Consider the following 26,561-nt stretch of genomic DNA (forward strand, 5'->3'; position numbering starts at 1 on the left):
TGAAATGTAAAAAATAGTAGCTGTCATTTCTATCTTACAAGAGAATTTTACAGGATACAAACAGCCCCTTATTTCAAGTGAAAATAAGGGGCTGTTACGCTTAATGATTCGTCATGACTTGAATGACCTGCATGATGCAATAGGTGATGCCGGCAGCGATAACCGGACCGGCAGCAACACCTTTCAGGAATACGACTCCCATGATCGTACCGAAAACCAGAGCAACAGTAACTTCAGGCGATTGATTAATCAGCCCGACTCCTTTTGAGGATAGGACAGCAACAAGTACGCCGCAGATTGTCGCTACCCAGCCGAGCGGAGATTTTAAGGTATTTAGTAAATCTTTCAAAACAATATCACCAGTCGCAATCGGTACTAAAATCGTTGCCGAAATCAAAGTGACCCCCCAATTGATTCCTTGTTTATTTAAAATGGCTAAAAATTTATCTGAATGAGGGATCAATTTCAAAACCAAGATAGCTAATGTTGCGATTAATAAGCTTTGATTCTTTGCGATAAACGCGATTAATAAGATTACACCTAAAAAAAGCCAACTTTCCATGCCTACACTTCCTGTTCTAATAATAAATTATTTTTTTCTAGAAAATTCCGCTTTTTACATCGTATTTACTATACAAGAAAATTCATGAAGTTGCGACTTTTTTCCCGGGCGACTTTAGTGTAAGCTTTTATAAAGAAGGAGGATACAAATGAAGATAGGATTACGTACAGTAAAGACTGCTGTGGCTGCGCCCGTTGCTTTGCTGCTAGCCACCGGATTAAATCTAGAATCAGCTGCATCAGCTGCTATCATAACAATCCTGACGGTTACGAATACGAAACGTTCGACGGCTAAGACCGCTTTGAATCGGCTAATTTCTTTAACACTTGCGACAGCGATTTCCGCTGTTTGTTTTTCATTGTTGGGATTTCATCCACTAGCTTTCGGGTTGTATTTATTGCTATTCATTCCGCTATCGATTCGTTTTGATCTGACAGAAGGAATCGCAGTTAGCTCGGTTTTGATTACCCATTACTTAGCTGCCAGTGAGATATCAGTGAGTCTGATTATCAATGAGTATCTATTAATGATTATTGGGGTCGGCTGTGCTTTAGCTGCTAATCTATATATGCCAGACACTGAGAAAAAGATTCAAGAGGATCAAATGGTCGTCGAAGTTTCGATGAAAAAAATGTTATCTCAGATGTCTACCTATTTGAATCAGCCTGCCAAAGAAGAGCTGCTGCGGCAAGAATGTCTGTCATTACGGGACTTTGTTCGCGAGGCTCAGATTCAGGCACGAGAATATGAAGAAAATCATTTCTTTTCTGGAAACAGCTACTACTTTGAATACTTTGCGATGCGTCGACTACAATTAAACGTTTTATCTGACATGCTGAAGATTTTGAATCGACTAAATGCAGAAGCAGAGGATGTGCAGGAATTACGAGAGTTGTTTGAGTTTACTGCACGAACGTTGGCAGAGGAGAATGATGGCTCAGATATTTTAACTAAGATTGCTGAAACAGATCAACGCTATCAGCAAAAAAAATTACCGGAGAGCCGCGAGGCTTTTGAGGAACGGGCGATGCTCTTCCAACTTTTTCAGTTATTTCAAGATTTCATTGAGATCAAGGCGGGATTTAATCGGAATAAATAATGACAAAGAATCAGTCTTTTGTCCCATGTAAACGATTGAGAAATTCTTTATGATGAAGATAAGAAAACAGATGAGGGGTAAAAAAATGAAAAAAATAGTTATTGGGTTGATTTTAGTTGGGGCAGCAATTGTAAGCATGAGTAGTATGTTCTTCCATAATCGCATGAGTAATGAGACATTTACTACATCAAAAGCGGTTGAAAAATTGATCGTGGATGATCGTAATATGCCGATTGAAGTCGTTGGGGTATCTGGAAATAAGACACGCATCAGTTATAAGAAAAGCAGGGATATCAAATACAAAATCAAGCAGACAAGCGATAGTTTGAGCTTTGAACGTAAAAGAAGTATTGGCTTTAATTTTAGCTTTTTCAATTTAGGTAAACGAGATCCCAAAGTAACCATTGAGATTCCTAAAGCTAAATTGAAGGATCTGCAGGTTGAAACGTCTAACGGTAAGCTATCAACAGAGAACCTAACTGTGAATAATCTGGATTTGGAAACAAGCAATAGCAAGATGATCATAAATAATGTTGATGCGCATACTGTCGATGCAGAGACAAGTAATGGCAAAGTTGAATTATCGCAAATGACATTTGACGACGGTTCCTTTGAAACAAGTAACAGTAAAATGGACTTACAAAATCTTGATTTTAAAGAAGGAGAGTTCCAGACTTCAAACGGCAAGATCAATTTAATGAATTTGAAGCCAGCAAAATCGCTTTCGCTTGAAACAAGCAATTCAAAGGTAAACGGAACGATTGTTGGTGATAAAGACGATTTTTCGATAGTTACTAAGACAAGCAATGCTTCAAACAATTTGGATAATCATGATAATGGATCAAAAGAGTTAGAGGTCAAAACTAGTAATGGTGATATTGATATTGTGTTTGTCCGTTAAATAAATTTCTCGTAGGGGAGGAAACGGAATGGTCAGTAAAAAACTAAGTAAGGCGCTGCTCGTTATTTACTCGTTACTGTTGATTTGGATTTTACTGTTTAAATTACCATTGTCTTTCTCAGAGGTGGCTTCAAAATTAGAGCATCCTATGCGGTCGATCAATCTGATTCCGTTTCAAGGATCGATGATTGTGAATGGGAAGATTGCACTAAATGAAATTATACTAAACGGAGTCATTTTTGCTCCATTGGGCGTCCTTTTAGGGATTTCAGCAAAAAAATGGTCATTGTTAAAGAAGCTGGGATTTATCTTTTTATTTTCACTTTTCATCGAGAGCATGCAATTTATTTTAGGCATTGGTGCGACAGATAGTACCGATCTTCTCATGAATTTTGCCGGAGGACTTTTAGGAGTTATCCTTTACCAAGGTCTGAAGCAAGTGATTTCAGAGGAAAAATTAGATAGACGACTGATTATAATTGGTACGCTAATTGGCATTTTATGTTTCGGGATGGTCTTACTGTTGATTCTTTTAAATCGTTAGCAGGACAAAGAAATACTCTTCAGCGTTTGCTGAAGAGTTATTTTTTTTGTAAAATATTCGTATTTCGTTGGAAACGCCAGACTAAAAACGTTTCGGAGAGTGCTAAATATAAGAACAATCCTGCGATAATCAAGACAGCATTGGTTTTAAGCATACGATAAGAAAAAACGGAGACAATCGCACCGGCAATGAACGCTAAGACTACTAAAAGAAAATGAACGAAACGTGTTTTTGCTCTAGGGTCTTTTGTACTCAAATAATCATAAAGGTTTGTGGCTACTCCCTTGAGGTTGCCTGTCGTGAATAAGTTTGTGTAAGCAAGGCCGTTGATCTTATCAAAGGACACCCATTGAATAGCTGCGGTAAAAGCGATTATGATCGTGATAATTGCAGGATGCGGCTGCAGAAAGCGCAGACTGATAATAAAAAATATGAAGGCTTCAAAATAAAGCAAGAACAATCGCCAAAAGTGAAGCTCTTTCTTTTTAAAGTAATCAATCAAGAACTTTGCTAAAAGTATGCCCATAAAAAAGAACAGGGTAGAAAGCAATTTTTTTCCAACCATGTTCCATTGACGTTCGTAAGCTTGAATGATTGCCAAAATCAAATTTCCAGTTTGAGCAGAAGCGAAGGCTTCGTAGCGAATATACGTATAGCTATCGATCATCCCCCCGATAAAAGTCAGCAATAAGCCCACTGAGCGATTCTCATGAAAACTATTTTCCATCTGTTATTCAACTCTTTTCGCTGACTATATTACCACATATTTTCAGAAAACTGGTAATTAGATTTCTGGCTATTTTCTAAAAAGTAGTTGTATTTCAGAATAATTCAAGCTTTGAAGGATAGAAAAAGGTGTAAACATACATGAAGTTTTCATAAGAAAACTTTAAAAGTTTCCTCTTTTTAATCGTACAAAGCAAATGATCCATCCATCTTTTTAACTATAATTCGGTTTATTACCGAGAGCGGTCTCTTATGTAAGAAAAAATTGAAAGTAATTAAGTGTTTTACGAATAATATAGATAAAATACTGAGAAAATAAGAAGCTTGTTGAGTGCTACTTTTTTCTAAAGAATGTGTTAGAATGAAAATGCTTTTTATCCTGTGAACGTGAAGGGAATTGAGAACACACCATGCCTGTAAAAAAAAGGACACCATGGTTAGAGGCATTATATGCGGCATTGCCGCTTTGTTTGAGTTACATTCCGGTTGGTTTAGCATGCGGCATGTTGTTGCAAAAAGCGGGATTTAACATCTTATTAACTGCCTTGCTTTCGATGCTTGTTTTCTCTGGAGGCGCCCAATTTTTAGTCGTCTCGATGATAAGTGTTCATGCATCATTTGTGTCCACAATCTTAATGGTTTTTTTCTTGGAACTGCGTTATGCACTATTAGGTTCCAGTTTGTCACAGTTTTTCAAAAAAGAGAAACGCCCATTCATTGCACTGTTTTCTCAGTCGATGAATGACGAAAATTATGCAGTCAATTATTTGAAGTATTCTACCGATCCAGAATGGAACCGGAAAAAGGCTTTATACGTGAATTGGTTTTCAATGGCTTCTTGGACAACAAGTACTGTTTTGGGCACAATTTTCGGTTCTGTGATCCATGTTGATACTGAACTGGTTCATTTTGCTCTAACAGCGATGTTTATTTTTATGTTCATGATGCAGTTAAGTAACGGCCTTTTATTAGCTACTGGTTTATTATCTGGCGGCTTGGCGGTCATTTTTATGTTAGTATTCAAAAATACTTTTGGTTTGATTTTAGCGACATTACTGGCTTCGTTCATCGGCTATTTGATTGAACGGATTCGTAAGACTGCCAATACAAATAATGACGGCCCAGATCATTATGATCTGACCGGTGGGGAGGTCCACCATGAGTGATACTTCTTTGCTGTTGCTGATTCTTTGTCTTTTTGGTGCTTCCTACTTACCACGGCTTTTTCCAATGCTGTATTTTTCGCAGCGGCAGGTCCCTCAATGGTTCAGCGATTGGATGAAATACGTGCCAATCTCATTATTTGCCGCTTTGGTATTCAAAGACGTATTCATTGCTGAAAATCATTTTGATTTGATCGGTAACGTGCGGATCATTGCGATGTTTTTAGTTGCAGGAGTTGCCTATAAAACTCGTTCGATGGCAATATCCGTTATTACGGGTTTGGCTGCTGTATTTTTATTATCAATGATTTAAGAAAGCAGACTGATTTATAGTCTTTTTGAAAAAAATTCAACAAAATAAAAGCGAAGGAGCAAATGCTATCGATTATGATAGGACTTGCTCCTTCGCTTTTTACTATTCTTTATTCTTTTTTATGCTAGTTCTGATATTCAGCAATTGGTCGATAGGTCAGAACCTGCATTTTTCTATAAAACTCAGCAGGAAGATTTTTCCACGATTGCAGCAGGTTGTGGAAAAATCCTCCATCTGCGTTGATAATGTATTCATTTAATAAAAGGCCAAACGATTTTTTTGGCTGTTCTTTGAGTAGTTTTTCATAGACTTCGGTTGCTTGCTCTTGATTATCAGCGACAAAAAGCGTATTAACTTCAACATATGCACCCTCGATATTTTGCGTTTCTTCTACAAAATACACGGATTTAGTAACTTTTTGTTCCTTCACCATATGAGTCACCCTTTCTTTAAGTTACTCATATCTTACAAAAGAAATATTAACTATTGATGAATTAATTTGCCTTTTACGTCAAATAATTATGAAGTTTTTAAGCGATTTGGCAAATATATTTTAAAGTTGCTGCCTTTATTTGGCGAACTGTTGACTTTGATCGTTCCATGGTGTAGTTCAACGATTTGTTTAGCTAAAGACAAACCTAGACCATTGCCTTTGGTTTTTCTGCTTGTATCACTTTGATAGAATTTATCAAAAATACGGCTGGCGACTTCGTTTGACATACCGATGCCCTCATCGCTGATGGTAATAATTTGTTCATCCTCTTCATTACTTAAATGAACATGGATACTGCTGTCTTTTTGACTATATTTAATAGCATTATCCATTAAATTCAACCAAACTTGATAAAGAAATTCCTCATTCCCAAAGTAATTCGTACGAGGCAGATCCAAGTCAAGTGTCAAGTTCAGCTGCTCCCATTTTGGCTGCAGAAATAAGATCACTTGACGAATTTGTTCATCTAGTCGAAAATTTTGAAAATCCAATCCCAGTCCTTGATTTTCAAGTTTGCTCAATTTCAAAATATTATCAGTCAGATGTGTCAGCTGTTGAGTACCGTCCAGCATACGCTCCAAATAGTTTTGTCTTTCTTCCTTGGATAGTGAATCATTTTGCAATAGCTGCACATAGCCTTTGATCGTAGCAATAGGTGTTTTGAACTCATGAGAGACCGTGGAAACAAAATCATTTCTTAAGGTTTCAATACTGTTGAGCTCTTTTACCATAACATTGAAATCATGATATAGCTCTTCAACATCTTCCATTTGCTGCTGTTCGTCAAGTTGAACTGTAAAATCGCCTTTTGAAACTTTGCTCATAGCCTGTCTTAGGTTGCCGATTGGCTGCAAAATACGTTTACCTACAAAAAATGAAAGTGCTGCTCCAATCACTAGACTTAAAAAAATGATGAAATAGAAAGGAAAAAGATGTCCTTCTCTCTCCGGTGTTAATAGCTGGTAATGATTAATCATAAAAAGCAGACCGACGAAGACGGATAATACGACGAACATCATCAAAAATATAATTGCAGCGAAGTATATCCACAGTTGGGAAAAAAGTTTCTTTTTCATGAGTGGATGACCGCCTTATAGCCCAATCCACGAATAGTCTCGATGGAAAAGTCAGCATTTTTTTCTAACCGAGTACGAAGGCGTTTAATGTGAACATCGATTGTACGCTCGTCGGTATCCGAGTCTAATCCCCAAATTTCATCCATCAATTGCTGGCGGGTAAAAATTTTATTTGGGTAGGCGAGCAATTTATATAGAAGTAAAAATTCCTTTTGCGGCAGATTCTCGGTCAGAGAAGGTGATTTGATCTGATAGGTCTCCTGATCAAGCCGGGTATTGCCAATGATCAATTCTTTTGTGTGTACGATCTGAGCTCGGCGTAATAAGGCATCGACACGCAGGAGCATTTCATTCACATCGATCGGTTTCACCATATAGTCATCTATCCCAATTGTAAATCCACGTTTTTTATCTTCAAAAGAATCCTTAGCAGTAATAAATAGGATAGGAAGATCATAATCTGCTTGACGCAGACTATCGGCCAATTCGTAGCCATCCATATCCGGCATCATAATATCGCTGATAATCAGATCAATAAATTGCGTTTCTAAAATTTTCAAGGCTTCTACACCGTTCATCGCACGAAATACTTCGAAGCGTTCGTTTTTTAGCGCTGATTGATAAAGTAATGATAAATTTTCATCATCTTCCACGATAAGTATTCGATTCATTTGCGTTGCCCTCCCTTTTACTTAATAATAGTAGCAAGTTACTGTGAACCTAACATGAATTTTTGTTCATTTTGAGTTAATAATGCCATGCTATCTTGGCAAAGTAAACTAAGAGAAAAAGGGTGACGCAATGTTAGAATTAAAAGATATAAAAAAACACTATCATGTGGGAGAGACGACTACAAAAGCTTTAGACGGTGTATCTGTTGCATTTCGTCGACAGGAGTTTGTCGCGATCCTCGGTGCCAGTGGTTCTGGGAAGACTACAATGTTGAATGTAATCGGAGGTCTGGACAACTATGACTCCGGTGATATGATCATCGATGGTAAATCAACGAAGACCTTCAGAGATGCAGATTGGGATGCTTATCGCAACAATTCAATCGGTTTTGTCTTTCAAAGCTACAATTTGATCGGCCACTTAGGTATTATCGACAATGTTGAACTTGGAATGACATTGAGCGGTGTTTCAAAGAAAGAAAAACAACAACGAGCTGAGGACGCGCTGAGACGTGTCGGGTTAGCAGATCACATGCACAAGAAACCAAACCAGTTATCTGGCGGACAGATGCAGCGGGTGGCGATTGCGCGAGCGCTGGCGAATGACCCGGATATTTTACTTTGTGATGAACCAACAGGGGCATTGGATACAGAGACCAGTGTGCAGATCATGAACCTGATTCAGGAATTGTCGAAAGAAAAATTAGTCATCATGGTCACGCACAATCCAGAGCTGGCAAATAAATATGCAGATCGGATCATCGAATTTTCTGATGGTCAAATATTGAATGACTCACATCCGCATATTGAAGGAGAAAAAGGCGAACAATTTCAATTAAAAAGAACAAAAATGAAATTTATGACGGCCTTGAAGCTCTCTTTTAATAACCTGCGAACAAAAAAAGGACGAACATTCTTAACGGCGTTTGCTTCAAGTATTGGGATCATCAGTATCGGGATCGTACTTTCTTTATCAAGCGGCTTCCAGAAGCAAATTGACAGTACTCAAGCGGAAACGATGGCAAAGTATCCCATTACGATTTCAAAAACAACCACAGATCAGACTGCCAATCGAAATCAAGCATTAGGCTCGGACAAAGCCAGCGGAGCAAGCAAGGATAATAAGAATAACATCGTTGCAAAGATTAGCGATGAAGATAAAGCGCAGCACACAAATAAAATCAATCAGGATTATGTGGATTACATCAATGATATTGATCCAAAATTAAGTAATAATATTGGTTTTACTCGTGTAGTTGGAATGAATCTTTTGCGTGACATAGAAGGGGAAGTCAAACCTGTTAAGTTATCCAATGAAGCACCAGATAGTGGCCCTTCTATGATGAGTGCGATGTCCACCATGACAGGAATGGGCGTATCATCTTTCCCAACTCAGTTAGATAAAAATTCTGGCAACTTTTTAGAAGATAATTACAAACTATTATCCGGTGCCTATCCAAAAGCCGACACAGATGTCGTGTTGATTGTGGATGCAAATAATAGTACAAATATCAACTCATTAAAAAATCTAGGTTTTGATGTCAAAGATGGTGAAAAAATTGATTTCAGTAAAATAGTCGGTACAGAATTTAAACTGATCAACAATAATGAGTATTACACAAAAATCCCGACTGGGAATTTTATTCCAAATAATGATTACAAAGCAATGTACGATAATGCCAATAACGACACATTGAAGATATCTGGGATCTTGCGAGTAAAACAATCTTCAACGATGAATCTCTTGGCACCGGGGATCGCCTACAGTAACGAGCTGACCTCGAAAATTGTTAAAGACAATGAAAATTCAGAAATAGTCAAAGCACAAAGAGACACTGATACCAATGTCATGACGAACGAAAAATTAGATGATGCGACAAAGGGGAGTACACTGGCTTACTTAGGCGGTGACAGTATTCCAAGTAGTATCATGATCTATCCAAACAACTACAAAGATAAAGAAAAAATCTTGAGCTATTTGGATGATTATAACAAAGGGAAGAAAAAAGAAGATAAAATCATCTATACAGACTTAGCCGGAACGATGACTGAATTGACTGGCGGCTTAATGGATGCGATCACCTATGTATTGGTGGCCTTTGCCGGAATTTCACTAGTGACTAGTATGATTATGATCGGAATTATTACTTATACGTCAGTAATCGAACGTACAAAAGAAATTGGTGTTCTAAAAGCCTTGGGAGCACGTAAAAAAGATATTACTCGTGTATTTGATGCAGAAACGTGCATTTTAGGTATCGCTTCAGGTACATTGGGCGTGGTTATTGCTTACTTAGCAACATTCCCAATCAATGCGATTTTGTATAATATGACTGAACTAAAGAATGTTGCGCAATTAAATCCTGTCCATGGGATCATCTTAATCGTTGTTTCAACAGTATTAACAATGATTGGTGGACACATCCCAGCAAGAATGGCAGCGAAAAAGGATGCGGCAATCGCATTACGAGCAGAATAAAAAAGAGGAATGCCAGCGAAATTCTTGGCATTCCTCTTTTTATCTGCTAGCCAACAAAAAAATAATTAATCACTGCTAGAGCTGCAAAACCTAATGCAATGAGCGCGCAGACTACTAGGTGAATGCGTTTATTCATTAAAGCTACTGCGATAAATTCTCTAAGAAAAGCATTAGGCAAGTAGTAACGCGCAGTTTTTGAACCGATTCCATCAATCTTTAAACCAACATCTTCAGCGTACATTCCGGCTCTGAAAATATGATAATTGTTAGAAGTAAAGATTGCGCGATAGCCAGAAGGTTTTTCTCGCTCCATGATTTCTTTGCTGAATCGCATATTTTCAAGAGTATTTGTTGATTGAGCCTCCATCAGGATATCTTCGGCAGGAATACCTTGCTCTAAGGCATATTCACGCATTGCCTGAGCCTCGGGAATTTTTTCATCTGGCCCCTGTCCACCTGACATCAAAAGTTGCGGTGGGGATAACGTTTCTTCACTTTGTTTACGATAAAATTGAATCGCGCGATCAATTCGCTTTGCTAACAAGGGTGTGACTCTTTCACCGCCAATTAATCCAGCACCTAGTACAATAACGTAATCCTGATTGAGTTTTGGCTGGTTAAGCTGATAAAGCAAGGAGATCGATAAGAAATTCCAAAAAATAATGAAAAAATAAAGTGCAATGGTTGTCGGAATCGATAATAGAATGACTGACCAGCTTGGTAAGATTTTTGGCCCAATCACCTGTAAGACAATTAATGCAATAATTGCAAGTCCTAAAATTAGAGTTAATAAATTTGGCAGTCTGCGTGATTCATGACGCAAAACAATAAAGCTGTTGCCGATTAAAAAAATAATCGCTGCATATAAACCAAATAAAATTGTGACCAAGAACAAGACTGCCAATATACCTAAGATACCCGCACCGATCAAAGAACCGTCAGTGGCAGACACAAGTGCCACATATCCCATAAAACTAATTAAAGCAAGATTGAACAGCCAACCATTTCGTAAACGGCATTTTTCTTTAAAATAAAAATAGCAAAACAACAAAAAGAAAAACAACGGAATCAAAATATAGAATGTTTTATTTTGAATTTCCAATGTACAAAAATATAAGACTAGAAAAATAATAGACCATAATAAAAAATTACTGAATTTCTTTTGTTTAAAACGAACCAACAAAACAATCAGTACGATAAAATAGAGTGCTAAAGCAATTAAATCTCGTTGTATGTCCATCCCAACACACCTTTCTCATTAAAAATTATTCCAAATTGCAAGCTGCTTATCGTTTCGACAAACGCTTCAACAGGAACCGTGCCTAGCTCTTTGTAAGTATATCAAATAAAAGGTCAAATACGCAGGTAAGAACTATTAGTTGGTATTCATTCAGAAGATTAGTAAAATTATGAGGAGGAGGGATGTAGATGAACATCAAAGGAGTTAATCGTGTGGATATGCCGACACTATTTGTAGTTGGTAAAGAAGGAAACGGTTTGGCAGAAGAAGGACCATCATGGGTTCCGTTATTGTGGGAACAGATGAACAGTCACTTTGAAGAGATAGTTGGACTTTTGGCTAGTCAAGAAATGAAAGATTTGCATTTATGGGGATTGATGAGCGATAGTGAAAATTGGCTAGCACCGTGGCAAAAAGAGGGACGCTACCTAGCAGGGGTACAGGTACCAGAAGAGGCAGAAGCACCAGAAGGTTGGGTACGATGGGAGTTACCACCAATGAGCTACTTGACAGTCAAAGCTAGCGCAGAAAAGATTGAAGAAGCGACCAACCTGATGTTGGGAGAAATTTTCCCTTTAGAAAATGTAGAGCTTGCTGGCGCGATCCATGAGCATTATTTGCCACATTTTGCAGAGGGAGAAGTAGAATTATATTTTCCTTTCAAAGCCAAATAATAATAGAAAAAACTATAGCCGGTGTCCATTTTTTTTGGACACCGGCTATAGTCTGAAGCTTTCGACTCAAATCGAAGGTTTTTTTTATGAAAATAATCCGGTGATTTTTTGCCAAATCAATTCGAAAGTGCTAGCCTTTTGAACCTCATTTTTTGTTACAAGATCTGCAGTTGCTCCTTCATTTTTCTGAACGTAACCTAGAGTATCTTGAGTCAGCGAGACACTGACAACACCGATTTTTTCATTTTTATGAACTGGGGCAATGATCGCATTATCGTCCAGTAAAGACTGATCCAAGGTTGTTTTGATCGTTAAATCATTTGGATCCATGTCACTTCGTATCCAAAGTTTGACCGGTTTTTCCATAGCTAGAGCAACCGTTTTTTCTTTGCCTTCTGTGACTTTCAATTCCTTTTTATCCGTCGGGGTTTGCCCAGCAACTGTTACATCCTGTTGGCTCCAATTGTTCAAGCAATAATCCATCAACTTACCTGTTTCTGTAAATCGAGCATTTTCGTTATTTGGCTGGTCTAGAGCATTTAAAATCACAGTAATGACACGACGACCATCCTTTTGGATCGTTCCGACAAAACAGGCACCAGCTAGATCAGTGGTTCCAGTTTTCAAACCGTCGACGCCTTCTTTATAATTTGGTCCATCAAACAGCATGACATTCCAATTTTTCATTTCATCTGGTTGGGATGAATTAGGTGCGAACGTTTTTTCTTTGATTTTTGCTGTTTCTAAAACTTCAGGGAAATCTTTGATCAAGTGCTGAGCAATAATCGCTACATCGCGGGCAGACATCAAGTTTTCGTCATTTTCCTGTGTACCCGGATACATATGATCCTTTAGATAAACATTGCTTAAACCAGAAGCATTGATGATTGTCGCGTCTTTGATATCCCATTTGTCGAGCTGTTCCCGCATTTGATTGACGAAAGTATGTTCATCGCCGGCAATTAATTCGGCTAAAGCAACCGCACAAGCATTCGCTGATTGGACAATCATGGCCTCGAAAAGATCCTTGACCGTGTATTTTTGTCCACGAACTAATGTGACATTCGACAAATCAGGAACAGTACTCAATTTTTCTGCGTACTCTGAAATCGGTACCTCTTGCTCCCAAGTAATCTTCTGCTGTTTAATTGCATCTAAAACGAGATATGCCGTTACCGTTTTAGTGATGGAAGCAATGCCTTTGGGTGTGTCGCCATCCTGGTTAAAGAAAACTTTTCCTGAGTCAGCGTCAATGGCATATCCCGCGTTTGCATTGACAGAAAAATCGTCTGCCGCTTGAGCGGTGATTCCTATGAGGCTTTGGAAAAAAAGTACTAGGACAACCAAAACAAGGGGGAATCTTTTCTTTTTATTCATTGATAGGCTCCTTTACTTCTATTAACCATAAAAGTTTAGCAAAATCATAGGGTGAATTCAAGAAAATACAAGAAAACACCAGAGTTTTTCATTAATTTTGAAAGACTCTGGTATGTGATGATAACATTTTTTATTTTATTTGTTTAAAAACTGCGTCCGCCACCGCCAAAAGTACCACCACCGCTTGAATTTGTAGTACTTCCGCCACCACCGCCACTGTTGTTATTGGAGGGTTTGGGGATTCGGCGAGTTGTGACAAAAGAATTGATCAATTGATCTTGCCGCTCAGTTAAATCCAATTGAGCATTTTGACGATAGGGGTAATGATAGTTTCCAGTTTTTAATTGATAGCGCAAACGTACGAACAAAAAGAACCCAACAGCTGCTGCCAGTGCAGCGACTAAACTGATTGCCATTTCCACAGGGGTGATTGATTTATAGTAGGTAATCTTTCCGGTTTTTTCATCTTTTCGATAAGATCCTCCAGGAACTCCTGCATCAACAAATTCTTTAGCGTTGGTTAAATAATTAAGAGTGGCTTGGTAATAATTTCCGTCTTTCATTGCAGCAGTTACATCGTCCAGAAGTTTATCTCTTCGTTTATCAGTAACATAGTCAATCATGTTTCCAGAAGTTGAAAGATAAATTTCCCGCTGATTCATATCTAATAAAAGAAGCGCACCATTGTTGTTCTTTCCGACCCGAGACATTAATTGCTCGTTGGCAAATTTTCGAGGTTTTTCTGTGTTACTGTCAGTCGTCACGATAAAGACTTCACCTTTGATTTCTTTATTGATGGCATCGGCCTGTTTTGACAAATCTGTTCTTTCTTCTGAAGATAACAGGTTTGCTTGGTCGTCCACCGTATCTGAGGCTGCAAGAACTTTCAATGGACTGAACAGTGCAAGAAAACCTAAAAGTAAAAGAAATTTCTTCATAGAAAATACCCCACAATCATAGCGATGGCCAGAACTGCCGCGAATATTCCACCAGAGAACAAACCTAAACGCTTGTTACTAATTGGCAACACACCGCTTACTTTGCCCGTCTGTCCATTCATGGCATAATAATACGTTCTATTCGATGCATCTTGATAAGTTACTAACCAAACTGGCAACAGCATATAATGATTATCTTGCTTTTCAACATCAACAGATTGATTACTTGGTGTAAATGTTGTGTAACCAGAAACCGTATCACGCAGTAGGTCCTCCGTATATTCAGTCAGCTCATGATCGATTTGTTCAGCAAGCTCCTTAATTTCAATATCGCGCTTTTCTGCTTGGAATCCTGACAGGTATTCTGTGTGAAAGTCTACTGCTTGATTAATCGGAAAAGGTTGGACACCTTCAACCATTTTTTGCTGCAAGTTTTTCTTTAAGGCATTTTTAGTCAGATGATTAATTTTTGCTTTTCCCTTGCGGAAAATCTGATAAACCTTCGTTTCAGTGTATTCAATTTCACCGACGATCCAGACTCGCAGGGAAGTTCCTTTGCCAGTCAAATTTCCTGACGTTTCTGCATCTACCACCCAATAAGGAAAATAGACACCCGTCATTTTTTCAATTTGCTGTTCGCTAAAAAAGTCCTTTGGTATGAAGTGTTTCTTCTGTGTCCATGTCAAAAAGTCAGCGATTGCCGCTTTACGATCAATTTTAAAAGGTAAAACTTTATTTGGCAGAAACGCCCCGGTCAAACGTTCCGATAAGACAACGGGGTTATGACAAAAGTAACAATAAGTGGCGGCGGTAGTGTGATCAGTAACAATTTGAGCACCACAACTGGGACAGAGAAATAAATCCACATCGCTGGTCGTTTCATCAGTGTTGAGCATTTCAGACTGTGTTTCTGAAACAGATTCAGGATTTTTGGTCTCAAATTTTTCGATGTCTTCCACAGTAAAAATACTTAAACAATAATCACAGTGAAATTTTTGATCACTTGGATTAAAAGTCAACGGACCGCCGCAGTTGGGACAATGATGTGTTAATACATCTGCCATTTGCAGACCTCCTATTTCAAAATAATGGGTTCATTTAAAAAAAGAAAAACAAATTTGCATCTCAACACGTACACGGCTGGCCGCACCGTACACTATAAACGCTGCTCAATGTGGTGCAACTGATGGTTTAGTCTAACGGCACTGCTTTAAAGGGCTTGCCGCAATGTGGACAGAATTTTGGTACACCATTGCTTAAATTGACAACTTCTCCGCACTCACTGCATTTCATTTGTATTTTTGCGGTGGCAGCCGGAGCGGGCTTTGGTTCCCCACAGTTGCTGCAGAATTTACCAGTATTTTCTTCTCCGCATTTTGGACATGTCCATTGATCGCCAGAGGATTTTTGCTGAGCTTGTTGGTTCTGCTGGATTTGTTGATTGTTTCCTTGGGACGCCTGATTAAGGAAGTCACCATTTGCATTCATCCCCATGCCCATACCGAAGAAACCAGTGGCGGCCCCTGCATCATTTTTACCAGCAGCTTCCATACCGCGTGCAACTGAACCTTGTACATAACCTTCACGTACATTTGGATCACCTAGCATAGCTCCTTCATTTCGCATATTGATCAACTTAGTAGAGTCATCCGTATAAGAGATGCTGGCCACGGCAACCGAAACGATTTCCATGCCGCGTAATTCTTTCCAGCTGTCATCTAGTACGTTAGATAAATATTTGCTTAATTCCATACTTTTTGATGGTACATAAGAAATCCGTTGGCCATCAGCAGACATTTGATTGATCGATGCTTGTAGACCAGTTAAAAACTCTTGCAGGTATTGTTCATTTATGTCACTGATATCAACCTGATCCATATTTCGAGGAATGGCATTAGCGAAAAATAGGATCGGATCAGTCACTTTGATGGAATAAGTTCCATGAGCTCGTAGAAATAGCTCTGCATTATAAAAATTATCAAAGTAATTTAATGGTGTACTGGTACCAAATTTGATTCCCTTGATCTCTTGTAGATTAATATAGAAAACTTGTTGTTTCTGAGGTATCGCACCGCCAAACTTGAAGCGGCTGAAGGTTTCAGCTACCGCCTCTTTCAGTGATCCATTGAACATGGAAGGCGCAGAGTTGTTTTCTACTGTGTAGTAGCCTTCTTCAGCTGTATAATCAATGATTTTTCCACCATCGACAAGGAGCATCATCATGTTTGGATATACATGAATGACTGATCCATCCGTAATCACATCGCGGGTGCCTTTTTTATTGCTGCCGCGTTTGTCATCTTTTCGAACAGCCACACCTTTTGACATCACTGTGGTCTGTCCCATGTCGGCAGGTTCAATGATTTCTAGCCATTGATCTGCTAATCCGCCGCCAATACTGCTCGTTGCTGCTTTAAATAGTCCCATGAATAACCCTCCATAAAAACGTTTTTTCCATTATACCACAGGGCTTTTTTGAAATAGAAAGGATGCGGTTGAACAAATTAAAAGACATTAAACAATTCCATTGGATAATCGGTTTCTATAGTTTTTTTGTGTGAAATCACGTATAATAAAAAGCAGTGATTTTGAAAGAAAAGAGGAGAATTATGGCGTATCAAGCACTTTATCGCGTTTGGCGGTCGCAACGTTTTGATGACCTAGTCGGACAAGAAGCGATCACGAAGACGTTGAAAAATGCGATCCAACAACAGAAAACTTCCCACGCCTATTTGTTTACCGGTCCCCGCGGAACAGGGAAGACTAGTGCAGCGAAAATTTTTGCCAAAGCCATCAATTGTCCTAACAGTGTTGATGGGGAGCCCTGCAATGAATGTGAAATGTGCCGTTCGATTACTGAAGGTCGTCAAGAAGACGTGATCGAAATCGATGCTGCAAGCAATAATGGTGTGGAAGAAATCCGTTTTATCCGGGACCGCGCCAATTACGCCCCAACTGCGGCAAAATATAAGGTTTACATCATTGATGAAGTTCATATGCTTTCTACGGGTGCGTTCAACGCATTATTAAAAACGTTGGAGGAACCTAAAGAGCACGTGATCTTCGTTTTAGCGACAACCGAGCCTCACAAAATTCCAGCAACGATCATCTCGCGGACACAACGATTCGATTTTAAAAGAATCGACGTACAAGCAATTATTGGTCGGATGGCTTATATCCTTGAACAGAGTAATCAACCCTATGAAGAGCAAGCCCTATCTGTAATTGCACGTGCTGCTGAAGGCGGTATGAGAGACGCACTGAGTATTCTGGATCAAGCAATTTCTTTTAGTAATGAAACAATTACTTTAGAGGATGCTTTGGCGGTAACGGGCAGCTTAACTACTGAAATGATGGACGACTTCATCGGATCTTGTTTGAGACAAGATGTCAGCGGAGCATTAGAGATTTTAGAGAATATTCTGTCAGAGGGAAAAGAAGCCCGACGCTTAACCGAAGATTTACTATTGTATTGTCGTGATTTGCTGATTTATCAACAAGCACCAAAATTATTGGAAAATCGAGCGGCATATTTGACGGATACTTTCAAGCAGTTAGCTGAAAAGACAGCTTCAGAGCGACTTTATAGTATGATCAAGATTTTAAGTGAGACACAAAATGAGATTCGTTTTACCAATCATGCAAATGTTTATCTGGAAGTTGCAACAGTGAAGTTGGCAACACCTCAAACAGTATCTACTGTTTCAGAGAAACAGCAGATTAGTTCAGATGTGCCAGCTATGTCACATCCAACTGATCCAGCGGAATTAACAGCGTTGAAAAGTCAGCTGCAACAATTACAGAATGAGCTGCAGCAGTTGAAAAATAATCCAACAGTAGAAAAAGAAGAGCGCAAAGCGGCACCAAAGAAAACTACCAGTAGCTATCGCGTACCTACTGAGCGGGTTTATCAAGTACTGAGTGAAGCGACTAAGGATCATTTAATAAATGTGAAAAATGTTTGGGAAGATTTGCTGATGGCTTTGCCTGTTACTCAACGGGCGATGTTAAAAGCTAGTGAACCAATGGCAGCAGGTCCAGAGTTACTATTGATTGCGTTTGATTATGAGATTGTTTGTCAACGAGCAGACGGTAATGATGAGTTACGCTTGAATATGCAAAACAGTTTGAGTATGATGATCAAGGATTATACGCCAGATTTTGTTTTCATTACTCGTGAAAGTTGGCCACGATTGCGACAAGCTTTTGTGAGTCAGCACCATGACCGTCCGGTGGCAGCTGAGACAAATGATACAGACGATGAAATCAGTTTGATACCAGAAGAAACCAATGAAGTTGTTGAACAAGCGAAAAGTCTGTTTGGTGACCTCGTGACAATTAAAGATGATTAAAGGAGCGAATAGATAAAATGATGCGCGGAATGGGAAATATGCAAGGCATGATGAAACAAATGCAGAAAATGCAAAAAGAAATGGTAAAGGCTCAAGATGAGTTAAATGCCAAGGAGTTTCTCGGAAGTTCAACTAACGATTTAGTAACAGTTACATTCACTGGTGATAAAAATATGAAGTCAATGAATATTAATCCTGAATTGATTGATCCAGAAGATCCTGAAATGCTGCAAGACATGATTGTTTTAGCGGTCAATGATGCAATTACGAAGATTACGAAGGAAACAGATCAAACAATGGGCAAATATACAAAGGGACTTCCGGGAATGTAAGTGACTTTGTTTTAGTTAGAATAGGTACCGATTTTTACAGGTCCAGAGTTTTATGCTAATGGTTTTATCCATGTCCGGCTTAACGAATTGGTTTTATTGGTGAATAAGAAAAAATAGTTTATTCTTATTTGTTTAAAGATGAAAGAATTCATTAAGCCTTTCTGGAAGAGAGGAAGGACGGAATGCAATATCCAGAACCAATTGCGAAGTTGATTGAAAGCTATATGAAGCTGCCGGGAATCGGACAGAAAACTGCTACTCGTCTAGCCTTTTTTACAATTGACATGAAAGATGAGTCAGTCAATGAGTTTGCCCGATCGTTGATCAGTGTTAAACGAGATTTGCGTTTTTGCAGTGTTTGTGGAAATATCACGGAGGAAGATCCCTGTGAGATTTGTTCTGATACGACTCGGGATCGCAGTACAATTCTTGTTGTTGAAGAGCCAAAAGATGTGATGTCAATGGAAAAAGTTCGTGAGTATCATGGTCTTTATCATGTGCTTCATGGTGTTTTATCACCGATGGAAGGGACAGGTCCGGAGGATATCAATATTGCACCGCTGATCAAACGGTTGCATGATGATGAAATTAAGGAAGTAATCATTGCAACAAATGCTACGACAGAAGGCGAAGCTACCGCGATGTACCTATCACGTCTGATTAAGCCAGCTGGAATAAAGGTTACTCGCCTAGCGCATGGGTTATCAGTTGGAAGTGACATCGAATATGCTGATGAAATCACCTTGTTAAAAGCAGTGGAAGGACGCCGTGAATTATAAGGATTTCGCGGTGTTTTTTTTAAGAGAGAATAGAAGATCAAATTTATTTGGGGGATAAAAAAGTGAACGGATTATTTATTACGATTGAAGGACCAGACGGCGCGGGTAAAACTAGCGTGCTGAATGAGCTTTATCCAAAACTACAATTAACGGCGAAACGGTCAATCGTCAAGACAAGAGAACCTGGAGGCATCCCGATCGCTGAAAAAATTCGTCACGTGATTCTTGACCCAAGTAACGATCGAATGGATGATCGAACAGAAGCGTTACTCTATGCAGCAGCACGCCGTCAGCATTTGATCGAGAAAGTGTGGCCGGCATTAGAGGCGGATAAAATTGTTTTATGTGATCGCTTTGTCGATAGCTCCCTAGCCTATCAAGGGGCTGGCAGAGGAATTGGGATGGAAGAAGTTGCCAAAATCAATGAGTTTGCGATTGAGGGAACGACTCCTGATATCACCTTATATTTGGATGTTGATTCAGATACTGGTTTGCAACGAATTATGAAGAACCGAACCAATCAAATTGACCGTTTGGACTCAGAAGGGTTACAATTTCATCAGAGGGTCCGACACGCCTACTTAAAATTAGCGGAAGCAAATCCAGATCGGATCATAAAAATCGATGCTAGGAAACGTTTAGATGAAGTCGTAAGAGAGTGCTTTTACGAACTGTTGACGCGTTGTCCAAACTATTTCCAATCATGAGAGGTGTAAACTATGAAACTTATTTTAGCGATTGTTCAAGACAAAGATTCCAACCGTTTAGCCAATGAATTTATCGATGCCAACATTCGAGCAACGAAATTATCTTCTACTGGCGGCTTTTTGAAGGCCGGCAATAGCACATTTATTATCGGGATTGAAGATGACCGAGTGGAAGATGCCTTGGCCCTGATTAAAGAAACATGTCAGGCTCGTACGCAATACGTCACAACACCAGTGACATTAGATATTTCATTAGACGGACAAGTCCCTTATCCTGTTGAAGTTGAAGTCGGCGGTGCGACGGTATTCGTCTTGCCAGTCGAAGGCTTCCACCAGTATTAGAATGGAAGAAGTACAAAAATTGCAAACAATTCAACCCATCGTTTTTCGTCAATTACAAAATAGTTTTGAGCATGGGCGTTTGGCCCATGCTTATCTTTTTGAAGGCGATCAAGGGACAGGTAAAGCAGAATTGGCACTGTGGTTTGTCAAACATTTGTTTTGCTTAGATTTACAAGAAGAAATGCCTTGCGAAAAATGCAACAATTGTCTGCGAATAACTAGTAAAGATCATCCCGATGTTGTTGAGATTGAACCTGATGGCCAGTCTATCAAGGTTGATCAGATCCGTGCTCTGCAAAGCGAATTAGCAAAGAGCGGCTTCGAATCTGCGAAGAAAGTCGTTATCATTCACCAAGCTGAAAAAATGAATTTAAATTCTGCTAACAGTTTATTGAAATTTTTAGAAGAACCGCCTGCCAATTTCATGATCATTTTAGAAACTCAATCGCTAGGGAAAATATTGCCAACAATTCGCTCGCGTTGCCAGATCATTCATTTTCAAGCGTTGTCCACAGAACGCCTGCAGTCCCGATTAGAATCAGAACAAATCCCTGCAAAAACCGCGAAACTATTAGCAAATTTAACAAATAGTTATGGAAAAGCTGTTGAAATCTCAAAAGATGAATGGTTTAATGAAGCTAGAGATGCTGTTATTCAATGGTTTAATTATCTCGAAAAAAATGATCCGCAAGCTTTTATTTACGTTCAAAAAAAAATGGTCAAGACATTTAAGGAGAAAACGCAGCAGCAATTTGCCTTTGAAATGTTAGCGTATTTTGTTAAAGAGAAACGTAATCAAGTGATGAAACAAAATCAAACGGACCTAGAGACGTACAATTACCTGTTGGAAGAAGTTTTGTCTGCCAGTCAGAAATTAGAAGCGAACGTATCATTTCAAAATATCGCAGAACAAATAACGTTGCGCATTATCTTTGCTTAGCGTTATTTAAGAGAGTAGGGAGAACCATGGTTGAAGTTGTGGGTGTTCGTTTTCGTGACGCAGGTCATATCTATTATTATGCGCCAGGAAAAAACGAATATTTTTATAATGATAAAGTCTTGGTCGAGTCGCAGCAGGCGCACCAGATTGCGACAGTGGCAATTCCAAAAATTGAAATAGCGAAAAAGGATTTATCTGATGATTTAAAAATGATAATACATAAGGCGTCGGATAAAGAATTAAAAAAAGTAGCACAAAATGAGGCGGATGCGGAATCGGCTTTTAAGATAGCGAAAGAAAAGATTCGTGCCCATGAATTAGAGATGAAGCTGATTCAGGTAGAGTATACTTTTGATCGAAGCAAAATGATTTTCTATTTTACCGCTGATGGACGAATTGATTTCCGCGAATTGGTCAAGGATTTAGCAGCGGTTTTTCGCACTCGGATTGAGCTGCGGCAAATCGGTGTTCGCGACGAAGCAAAAATTCTTGGAGGGATTGGTCCATGTGGCCGACCATTATGCTGTTCGACTTTTTTAGGTGATTTTATCCCTGTTTCGATTAAAATGGCCAAGGATCAAGGGCTGTCGCTGAATCCAACGAAGATTTCTGGACTCTGCGGTCGTTTGATGTGCTGTTTGAAATATGAGAATGGCGAATACGAAGCAGCGAAGAAAGAAATGCCTGACTATGGAAAAGAGATTAATACACCTGAAGGACGCGGCAAGGTGATCGGTTTAAATCTACTGAGTAAGGTAGTAAAAGTTCGGTTATTCGGTCGTGACGCTACGGTAGATTTTGATTATCAAGAACTTGTTGAAGCAGGTGATTTATCATGATGGATCGACGGTCTTTGTACGATGGCTTGAATCAATTAGAGCAGGATATGAATAAAAATCTTGAAGATTTAGTTTCGATGAAGGAGACTCTTCTTGAGCTCGTTGAGAAGAATGCCACATTAGAAATGGAAAACGAGCGTTTGCGAGAACGAATTCGTGAGATTGATGAAAAGAAATCTCCTGTTTTAGATGAACGGCAAGAATTGTCAGAATCTCGTTTGAATCTTGAAAAAATTTATGAAGATGGCTTTCATGTCTGTAATTTACTTTATGGCTCAAGACGTGAACAGGATGAGCCTTGTGCCTTTTGTTTAGATGTCATCTATCGTGAAAGTAAACAAAAATAAGTTGAAGATTGTTTCTGAAGCGTTTGCTTTCAGAATGCTTTATTCAGTATTAGTGGGTATGACGCTGCTTATGGTCACACCCGCTTTTTTTGTTGCAAGGTACAAGAGCATAATGAGGTTTGCTAGTATGAAATTTTTGATAAGAAAATAAATACCTTAAAATGAGTTAGGAGAATGACTGTGAGGATTCAACGAAGTTTTGCGAAAAAAGTCGGGACGTTATACTTAGTTCCGACACCTATTGGCAATTTGGAGGACATGACCTTTCGAGGAGTAAAGACGTTGCAAGAAGTCGATTTGATTGCTAGTGAGGATACGCGTAATACCCAAAAATTATTGAATCATTTTGAAGTAAAAGTATCGCAAAAAAGTTTGCACGAGCACAACTATAATGAACGTATCCCAGAACTGCTAGCTTTTTTAGAAAGTGGAAAATCAATTGCTCAAGTAAGTGATGCAGGCATGCCTTCTATTAGTGATCCGGGGCATGAATTAGTAGTTGCCTGTATTGAAAGAGATATTCCTGTCGTTGCTTTGCCAGGTGCAACCGCAGGGATGACCGCTTTGATTGCATCAGGATTACTGCCGCAACCATTTTATTTTTATGGTTTTCTGCAGCGAAAAAGAAGCTCTCAGAAAAAAGAGCTGGAAGATTTGAAAAAACAGATGGCGACGTTGATTTTTTATGAGTCTCCCCATCGAGTCAAAGAGACATTAAAGAATGTTTTAGAAGTTTTCGGTAACCGCGAAGTGGTGATCTGTCGTGAGTTGACTAAGCTTTACGAGGAATATTTACGAGGAACGGCAGAAGAGTTGATTGAATACTTGTCCGAGCACTCCCTGAAGGGCGAATGTTGCTTGCTAATTTCAGGAGCAGTGGAGATAGCTGAAGAGGAAGTTTTTGAAGGTACGCTAAAAGAACAAGTCGAAGAGTTGATTTCAGAAGGTACTTTGACGAAAGAAGCGATCAAATCAGTAGCAAAGCGTCATGGACTGAAAAAACAAGCTGTCTATAAAGAATATCATGGATTATAAGAGCAGGATGACCATCCTGCTCTTTCTTTATGTAAACTTTTCTGACATGAAAAGTCATTAAATTAGAAAAATATGAAGAAAAAGAGATAAAACTCTTTTTTTATCTGGAAATGATGTTAGAATATTTAACATAAAAAGAATGGAGTGATTCGATGGCAGCAAATATTGCATTTATTTTGATTTGTTCTGGACTAGTTTTTCTCATGACCCCCGCTTTGGCTTTTTTCTACGGTGGATTGGAACGACGGAAAAATATTCTGAACACGATGATGATGGTAATTTGTACAATGGGATTAGCTTCCTTGATTTGGGTGATTATTGGTTACTCGTTATCATTCAGCGGCGGCGGAGATTTTATTGGTAATCTGGACAAAGTCTTTTTTAATGGAGTCTCTATGTCAAAAGGAGATGGTATTCCAGAAGGACTGTTTGCATTCTTCCAAATGATGTTCGCTTTAATCACGACAGCAATTTTAACAGGATCAGTTGCCGGTCGAATGCGCTTTTCTGCAATTTTCTTATTTATTGCGATTTGGTTAGTTGTGGTTTACTTCCCTATGGCGCATATGGTTTGGGGCGGCGGTTTCCTCGATAAAATCGGTTCGGTTGATTTTGCTGGGGGAAATGTCGTGCATATTAGCTCTGGGATTTCTGGTTTAGTTTTAGCAATCGTGTTAGGTCGCCGCCGTGAATATCATCTTGGTGATTATCGCCCGCATAATGTACCCTTTGTTGTTTTGGGAACAGGGTTATTGTGGTTTGGGTGGTTTGGATTCAATGGAGGATCAGCCTTGGCAGCCGACAGTTTGGCGATTCATGCAATGATTACCACTAATACAGCAGCAGCTTGTGCGATGCTATCTTGGATGCTGATTGAGAAAATTTTAAATGGTAAGCCAACTGTGGTAGGCGCTTGTACTGGGGCTGTGGTTGGTCTAGTCGCTATTACACCGGGTGCCGGGTTTGTATCGATTTGGTCGAGCTTACTGATCGGGGCACTAGTAAGTCCATTTTGCTATTTCTTTATTTCAGTTATTAAACAGAAACTAGGTTTTGATGATGCTTTAGATGCATTTGGCTGTCATGGGGTCGGTGGGATTTTTGGCGGAATCGTTACAGGAATATTTGCAGACCCTTCAATTGGTGGGAGAACTGGACTCATTTATGGAGAAACTCACTTATTTATTGCGCAAATCGAAAGTGTCCTTTTTACGTTAGTTTTTGCAGGCGTAGCTAGTTACCTGATTATTTCGTTAATCAGAGTCTTCATGCCAATTCGAGTGTCACAGCAAGAAGAGGCGTTGGGATTGGATCAGATCGAGCATGATGAAAATGCTTATCCAACATTTATGGGTATGGATTCTTAAGATTAGTAAAGAGGGGGAAGCTATGAAAAAAGTTGAAGCAATTATTAGACAAGAAAAATTGGAAGAAATCAAAGCAGTTATTGATCAGGAAATCGAAGTAAATGGTATGACGGTCAGCCAAGTGTTAGGATGTGGGTTACAAAAGGGACAGAAAAGCTATGTTCGAGGACAAGAAATCATCACTACATTGTTGCCTAAGGTATCAGTGAGTTTTATTTTAGCGGATGAAGATGTGGAACGAGTGATCGATTTGATTTTAGAAACCTGTCAGTCGGAGGAATGTGGAACAGGAAAAATTTTTGTTTATCCGATTGAAGAGGTAATCCGAATTCGTACACGTGAAACAGGTCAGGCCGCCATCCAATAAAAAATTGTCCAAGAGTTCTGCTCTTGGACAATTTTTTTATTCAAGGATATCTTCTTTTATTTTAGTAAATTCTTCTTTGGTCAATAACCCTTGATCTAAGAGTTCTTTCATTTTTAGGAGCTGTTCAGCTTTACTTAACTGATCTTCGTCAGTACTCTTTTTAGTCGCTTGCTGAATCGTTTCTTTCAACTTTGCCAAAATGGTTGGAGCTTCATCTTCGGTTAAAACAATCTTGAGTGTTCCTTCCAAAGAGGTAATTTCCAATAGATCTAGACTTGTCTCCTTGGTTAGGCGAAGCTCGTGCATATTTGCTAAAGGAATCATTTTAAAATCATCGCCGATCATTTTCTTTTGACCCATGATAAAACGTTGATTAGTTAAGGCATAAGCATAAAATCCTTCGTTTTTAGTAGCGGAAGTTCGATTATGTAGACCGATAAAGCAAACCAGAATCTCTTCATCTGCGCTTAGATGTTTTTCTAATACTGAAAAAAGTTTCATGCTCCATTGACGATCAGAACCTGAGAAAAACCCCGTATTTTGACAAAATTGATACATTTCTTCAGCAGTTTTCATGACATACTCCTTTATTTTACTAATTCCAGTTTAGCAAAACTTGTAAACGCACACAAATATTTTTCAAAATAAGTGCGAAACGCAACTGAAACATAAAAAAACCACCATAGCCGTCACTATGGTGGAAATGAAGGTTGTTATTTACTCTTGGTAGGAGTAAGTATGAAAAAACCAATTCGGGATAATTGGTATATTTTTATGATATAGCAAATGCTCAACGAAATCATGAATAGCTGTTTGTTAATCACTAAGAAATGTATTAGAAAAAACTTATGCAAATTCCAGTGAAATTTTTCGAATAATTTCATAATGCAAGGGTTGC

Annotated in this window: 29 protein-coding genes; 18 read left to right on the forward strand and 11 right to left on the reverse strand. The window is 38.9% G+C overall.

Translation table 11 applies throughout. The features are described 5' to 3' along the window. Positions 1-100 precede the first annotated feature (100 nt). Positions 101-562 (reverse strand): DUF441 domain-containing protein, encoded by a 462-nt coding sequence (locus IGI67_RS15865; protein ID WP_429958347.1) that lies wholly within the window; start codon positions 560-562, stop codon positions 101-103. Between the two features lie 148 nt (positions 563-710). Here IGI67_RS15865 and IGI67_RS15870 point away from each other — a divergent pair, with 148 nt between their 5' ends. The 3 genes from IGI67_RS15870 to IGI67_RS15880 all read left to right on the forward strand — a co-directional run bounded on the left by IGI67_RS15870 (position 711) and on the right by IGI67_RS15880 (position 3,106). Continuing rightward, complete coding sequence (locus IGI67_RS15870; RefSeq protein ID WP_429958348.1) at positions 711-1,661, forward strand: aromatic acid exporter family protein; 951 nt, start codon at positions 711-713, stop codon at positions 1,659-1,661. Positions 1,662-1,746: 85 nt separating this feature from the next. After that, a complete protein-coding gene (locus IGI67_RS15875) occupies positions 1,747-2,562 on the forward strand; it encodes a DUF4097 family beta strand repeat-containing protein (protein WP_429958349.1) in 816 nt (271 codons plus the stop codon). Positions 2,563-2,590: 28 nt separating this feature from the next. Further along, positions 2,591-3,106, forward strand: coding sequence for a VanZ family protein (locus IGI67_RS15880; RefSeq protein WP_429958350.1), 516 nt, complete (start codon positions 2,591-2,593; stop codon positions 3,104-3,106). Between the two features lie 37 nt (positions 3,107-3,143). Here IGI67_RS15880 and IGI67_RS15885 read toward each other — a convergent pair whose 3' ends face one another. Next, positions 3,144-3,833: a YoaK family protein gene (locus IGI67_RS15885; protein WP_207106863.1), complete on the reverse strand. Its 690-nt coding sequence runs from the start codon at positions 3,831-3,833 to the stop codon at positions 3,144-3,146. Positions 3,834-4,242: 409 nt separating this feature from the next. Between IGI67_RS15885 and IGI67_RS15890 the strand changes: the two genes are divergently transcribed. Both IGI67_RS15890 and IGI67_RS15895 read left to right on the forward strand, forming a co-directional pair. Next, on the forward strand, positions 4,243-4,998 hold the full coding sequence (locus IGI67_RS15890; protein ID WP_429958351.1) for an AzlC family ABC transporter permease: 756 nt from the start codon (positions 4,243-4,245) through the stop codon (positions 4,996-4,998). Then, complete coding sequence (locus IGI67_RS15895; protein ID WP_429958352.1) at positions 4,991-5,308, forward strand: AzlD domain-containing protein; 318 nt, start codon at positions 4,991-4,993, stop codon at positions 5,306-5,308. The genes IGI67_RS15890 and IGI67_RS15895 overlap by 8 nt, the downstream gene beginning before the upstream one ends. A 124-nt stretch (positions 5,309-5,432) precedes the next feature. Here IGI67_RS15895 and IGI67_RS15900 read toward each other — a convergent pair whose 3' ends face one another. From IGI67_RS15900 to IGI67_RS15910, 3 genes are all read right to left on the reverse strand, one after another. Continuing rightward, positions 5,433-5,741: a hypothetical protein gene (locus tag IGI67_RS15900; RefSeq protein ID WP_207106860.1), complete on the reverse strand. Its 309-nt coding sequence runs from the start codon at positions 5,739-5,741 to the stop codon at positions 5,433-5,435. Between the two features lie 86 nt (positions 5,742-5,827). Beyond that, a complete protein-coding gene (locus IGI67_RS15905) occupies positions 5,828-6,877 on the reverse strand; it encodes a sensor histidine kinase (RefSeq protein ID WP_429958353.1) in 1,050 nt (349 codons plus the stop codon). Further along, positions 6,874-7,548, reverse strand: a complete 675-nt coding sequence (locus IGI67_RS15910) for a response regulator transcription factor (RefSeq protein ID WP_207106858.1) — start codon at positions 7,546-7,548, stop codon at positions 6,874-6,876. The genes IGI67_RS15905 and IGI67_RS15910 overlap by 4 nt, the downstream gene beginning before the upstream one ends. 130 nt (positions 7,549-7,678) lie before the next feature. Here IGI67_RS15910 and IGI67_RS15915 point away from each other — a divergent pair, with 130 nt between their 5' ends. Continuing rightward, on the forward strand, positions 7,679-10,027 hold the full coding sequence (locus tag IGI67_RS15915) for an ATP-binding cassette domain-containing protein (protein ID WP_429958354.1): 2,349 nt from the start codon (positions 7,679-7,681) through the stop codon (positions 10,025-10,027). 46 nt (positions 10,028-10,073) lie between these two features. Here IGI67_RS15915 and IGI67_RS15920 read toward each other — a convergent pair whose 3' ends face one another. After that, entirely contained in the window at positions 10,074-11,267 is a 1,194-nt protein-coding gene (locus tag IGI67_RS15920; protein ID WP_429958355.1) for a YdcF family protein, read from the reverse strand. Positions 11,268-11,455: 188 nt separating this feature from the next. Here IGI67_RS15920 and IGI67_RS15925 point away from each other — a divergent pair, with 188 nt between their 5' ends. Then, a complete protein-coding gene (locus IGI67_RS15925) occupies positions 11,456-11,941 on the forward strand; it encodes a GyrI-like domain-containing protein (RefSeq protein WP_207106855.1) in 486 nt (161 codons plus the stop codon). An 84-nt stretch (positions 11,942-12,025) separates the two neighbouring features. Here IGI67_RS15925 and IGI67_RS15930 read toward each other — a convergent pair whose 3' ends face one another. From IGI67_RS15930 to IGI67_RS15945, 4 genes are all read right to left on the reverse strand, one after another. Then, on the reverse strand, positions 12,026-13,318 hold the full coding sequence (locus tag IGI67_RS15930) for a serine hydrolase (protein WP_429958356.1): 1,293 nt from the start codon (positions 13,316-13,318) through the stop codon (positions 12,026-12,028). 143 nt (positions 13,319-13,461) lie between these two features. Further along, positions 13,462-14,256, reverse strand: a complete 795-nt coding sequence (locus IGI67_RS15935) for a TPM domain-containing protein (RefSeq protein ID WP_429958357.1) — start codon at positions 14,254-14,256, stop codon at positions 13,462-13,464. Further along, complete coding sequence (locus IGI67_RS15940) at positions 14,253-15,320, reverse strand: TFIIB-type zinc ribbon-containing protein (RefSeq protein WP_429958358.1); 1,068 nt, start codon at positions 15,318-15,320, stop codon at positions 14,253-14,255. Before IGI67_RS15940 ends, IGI67_RS15935 begins: the two co-directional genes overlap by 4 nt. A 127-nt stretch (positions 15,321-15,447) precedes the next feature. Next, on the reverse strand, positions 15,448-16,683 hold the full coding sequence (locus IGI67_RS15945; protein ID WP_429958359.1) for an SPFH domain-containing protein: 1,236 nt from the start codon (positions 16,681-16,683) through the stop codon (positions 15,448-15,450). A gap of 182 nt (positions 16,684-16,865) precedes the next feature. Between IGI67_RS15945 and dnaX the strand changes: the two genes are divergently transcribed. The 11 genes from dnaX to IGI67_RS16000 all read left to right on the forward strand — a co-directional run bounded on the left by dnaX (position 16,866) and on the right by IGI67_RS16000 (position 25,663). Beyond that, complete coding sequence (dnaX, locus tag IGI67_RS15950) at positions 16,866-18,608, forward strand: DNA polymerase III subunit gamma/tau (RefSeq protein ID WP_429958360.1); 1,743 nt, start codon at positions 16,866-16,868, stop codon at positions 18,606-18,608. A gap of 17 nt (positions 18,609-18,625) precedes the next feature. Then, entirely contained in the window at positions 18,626-18,940 is a 315-nt protein-coding gene (locus tag IGI67_RS15955) for a YbaB/EbfC family nucleoid-associated protein (RefSeq protein ID WP_207106849.1), read from the forward strand. 182 nt (positions 18,941-19,122) lie between these two features. After that, the gene (recR, locus tag IGI67_RS15960) at positions 19,123-19,719 is read left to right on the forward strand and encodes a recombination mediator RecR (protein WP_207106848.1); all 597 of its coding nucleotides are present in this window, start codon (positions 19,123-19,125) and stop codon (positions 19,717-19,719) included. A gap of 62 nt (positions 19,720-19,781) precedes the next feature. After that, positions 19,782-20,426 carry a dTMP kinase gene (gene tmk, locus IGI67_RS15965; RefSeq protein ID WP_207106847.1) on the forward strand — a complete coding sequence of 215 codons (645 nt, stop codon included), beginning with the start codon at positions 19,782-19,784 and terminating at the stop codon, positions 20,424-20,426. A 12-nt stretch (positions 20,427-20,438) separates the two neighbouring features. Further along, positions 20,439-20,768 carry a cyclic-di-AMP receptor gene (locus IGI67_RS15970; protein WP_207106846.1) on the forward strand — a complete coding sequence of 110 codons (330 nt, stop codon included), beginning with the start codon at positions 20,439-20,441 and terminating at the stop codon, positions 20,766-20,768. Between the two features lies 1 nt (position 20,769). Beyond that, positions 20,770-21,708 (forward strand): DNA polymerase III subunit delta', encoded by a 939-nt coding sequence (gene holB / locus IGI67_RS15975; RefSeq protein WP_429958361.1) that lies wholly within the window; start codon positions 20,770-20,772, stop codon positions 21,706-21,708. Between the two features lie 26 nt (positions 21,709-21,734). After that, positions 21,735-22,547: a PSP1 domain-containing protein gene (locus tag IGI67_RS15980; protein ID WP_429958362.1), complete on the forward strand. Its 813-nt coding sequence runs from the start codon at positions 21,735-21,737 to the stop codon at positions 22,545-22,547. Then, positions 22,547-22,894 carry a DNA replication initiation control protein YabA gene (locus IGI67_RS15985; protein WP_207106930.1) on the forward strand — a complete coding sequence of 116 codons (348 nt, stop codon included), beginning with the start codon at positions 22,547-22,549 and terminating at the stop codon, positions 22,892-22,894. Before IGI67_RS15980 ends, IGI67_RS15985 begins: the two co-directional genes overlap by 1 nt. 180 nt (positions 22,895-23,074) lie before the next feature. Next, positions 23,075-23,929 (forward strand): 16S rRNA (cytidine(1402)-2'-O)-methyltransferase, encoded by an 855-nt coding sequence (gene rsmI, locus IGI67_RS15990; protein ID WP_429958363.1) that lies wholly within the window; start codon positions 23,075-23,077, stop codon positions 23,927-23,929. A gap of 152 nt (positions 23,930-24,081) precedes the next feature. Then, on the forward strand, positions 24,082-25,296 hold the full coding sequence (locus tag IGI67_RS15995; protein ID WP_207106842.1) for an ammonium transporter: 1,215 nt from the start codon (positions 24,082-24,084) through the stop codon (positions 25,294-25,296). 22 nt (positions 25,297-25,318) lie between these two features. Next, on the forward strand, positions 25,319-25,663 hold the full coding sequence (locus tag IGI67_RS16000; protein WP_207106841.1) for a P-II family nitrogen regulator: 345 nt from the start codon (positions 25,319-25,321) through the stop codon (positions 25,661-25,663). Between the two features lie 36 nt (positions 25,664-25,699). On the opposite strand, the gene IGI67_RS16005 is transcribed toward IGI67_RS16000, so the two are convergent. Then, positions 25,700-26,239, reverse strand: coding sequence for an SHOCT domain-containing protein (locus IGI67_RS16005; RefSeq protein WP_429958364.1), 540 nt, complete (start codon positions 26,237-26,239; stop codon positions 25,700-25,702). Between the last annotated feature and the right edge of the window lie 322 nt (positions 26,240-26,561).

This window comes from Enterococcus sp. AZ196 (assembly GCF_050498845.1).
GTDB classification, from domain to species: domain Bacteria; phylum Bacillota; class Bacilli; order Lactobacillales; family Enterococcaceae; genus Enterococcus_A; species Enterococcus_A murrayae.

Bases quoted from the DNA above. Each gene is read 5' to 3' on its own strand.
- IGI67_RS15870 (WP_429958348.1), top strand. From the start codon at position 711: ATGAAGATAGGATTACGTACAGTAAAGACTGCTGTGGCTGCGCCCGTT.
- IGI67_RS15880 (WP_429958350.1), top strand. From the start codon at position 2,591: ATGGTCAGTAAAAAACTAAGTAAGGCGCTGCTCGTTATTTACTCGTTA.
- IGI67_RS15900 (WP_207106860.1), bottom strand. From the start codon at position 5,741: ATGGTGAAGGAACAAAAAGTTACTAAATCCGTGTATTTTGTAGAAGAA.
- IGI67_RS15955 (WP_207106849.1), top strand. From the start codon at position 18,626: ATGATGCGCGGAATGGGAAATATGCAAGGCATGATGAAACAAATGCAG.
- IGI67_RS16005 (WP_429958364.1), bottom strand. From the start codon at position 26,239: ATGAAAACTGCTGAAGAAATGTATCAATTTTGTCAAAATACGGGGTTT.
- IGI67_RS15885 (WP_207106863.1), bottom strand. From the start codon at position 3,833: ATGGAAAATAGTTTTCATGAGAATCGCTCAGTGGGCTTATTGCTGACT.
- recR (WP_207106848.1), top strand. From the start codon at position 19,123: ATGCAATATCCAGAACCAATTGCGAAGTTGATTGAAAGCTATATGAAG.
- IGI67_RS15875 (WP_429958349.1), top strand. From the start codon at position 1,747: ATGAAAAAAATAGTTATTGGGTTGATTTTAGTTGGGGCAGCAATTGTA.
- IGI67_RS16000 (WP_207106841.1), top strand. From the start codon at position 25,319: ATGAAAAAAGTTGAAGCAATTATTAGACAAGAAAAATTGGAAGAAATC.
- IGI67_RS15925 (WP_207106855.1), top strand. From the start codon at position 11,456: ATGAACATCAAAGGAGTTAATCGTGTGGATATGCCGACACTATTTGTA.
- IGI67_RS15970 (WP_207106846.1), top strand. From the start codon at position 20,439: ATGAAACTTATTTTAGCGATTGTTCAAGACAAAGATTCCAACCGTTTA.
- IGI67_RS15895 (WP_429958352.1), top strand. From the start codon at position 4,991: ATGAGTGATACTTCTTTGCTGTTGCTGATTCTTTGTCTTTTTGGTGCT.
- dnaX (WP_429958360.1), top strand. From the start codon at position 16,866: ATGGCGTATCAAGCACTTTATCGCGTTTGGCGGTCGCAACGTTTTGAT.
- IGI67_RS15940 (WP_429958358.1), bottom strand. From the start codon at position 15,320: ATGGCAGATGTATTAACACATCATTGTCCCAACTGCGGCGGTCCGTTG.
- IGI67_RS15935 (WP_429958357.1), bottom strand. From the start codon at position 14,256: ATGAAGAAATTTCTTTTACTTTTAGGTTTTCTTGCACTGTTCAGTCCA.
- IGI67_RS15980 (WP_429958362.1), top strand. From the start codon at position 21,735: ATGGTTGAAGTTGTGGGTGTTCGTTTTCGTGACGCAGGTCATATCTAT.
- IGI67_RS15915 (WP_429958354.1), top strand. From the start codon at position 7,679: ATGTTAGAATTAAAAGATATAAAAAAACACTATCATGTGGGAGAGACG.
- IGI67_RS15930 (WP_429958356.1), bottom strand. From the start codon at position 13,318: ATGAATAAAAAGAAAAGATTCCCCCTTGTTTTGGTTGTCCTAGTACTT.
- IGI67_RS15995 (WP_207106842.1), top strand. From the start codon at position 24,082: ATGGCAGCAAATATTGCATTTATTTTGATTTGTTCTGGACTAGTTTTT.
- IGI67_RS15985 (WP_207106930.1), top strand. From the start codon at position 22,547: ATGGATCGACGGTCTTTGTACGATGGCTTGAATCAATTAGAGCAGGAT.
- IGI67_RS15920 (WP_429958355.1), bottom strand. From the start codon at position 11,267: ATGGACATACAACGAGATTTAATTGCTTTAGCACTCTATTTTATCGTA.
- IGI67_RS15910 (WP_207106858.1), bottom strand. From the start codon at position 7,548: ATGAATCGAATACTTATCGTGGAAGATGATGAAAATTTATCATTACTT.
- IGI67_RS15905 (WP_429958353.1), bottom strand. From the start codon at position 6,877: ATGAAAAAGAAACTTTTTTCCCAACTGTGGATATACTTCGCTGCAATT.
- IGI67_RS15865 (WP_429958347.1), bottom strand. From the start codon at position 562: ATGGAAAGTTGGCTTTTTTTAGGTGTAATCTTATTAATCGCGTTTATC.
- holB (WP_429958361.1), top strand. From the start codon at position 20,770: ATGGAAGAAGTACAAAAATTGCAAACAATTCAACCCATCGTTTTTCGT.
- IGI67_RS15945 (WP_429958359.1), bottom strand. From the start codon at position 16,683: ATGGGACTATTTAAAGCAGCAACGAGCAGTATTGGCGGCGGATTAGCA.
- IGI67_RS15890 (WP_429958351.1), top strand. From the start codon at position 4,243: ATGCCTGTAAAAAAAAGGACACCATGGTTAGAGGCATTATATGCGGCA.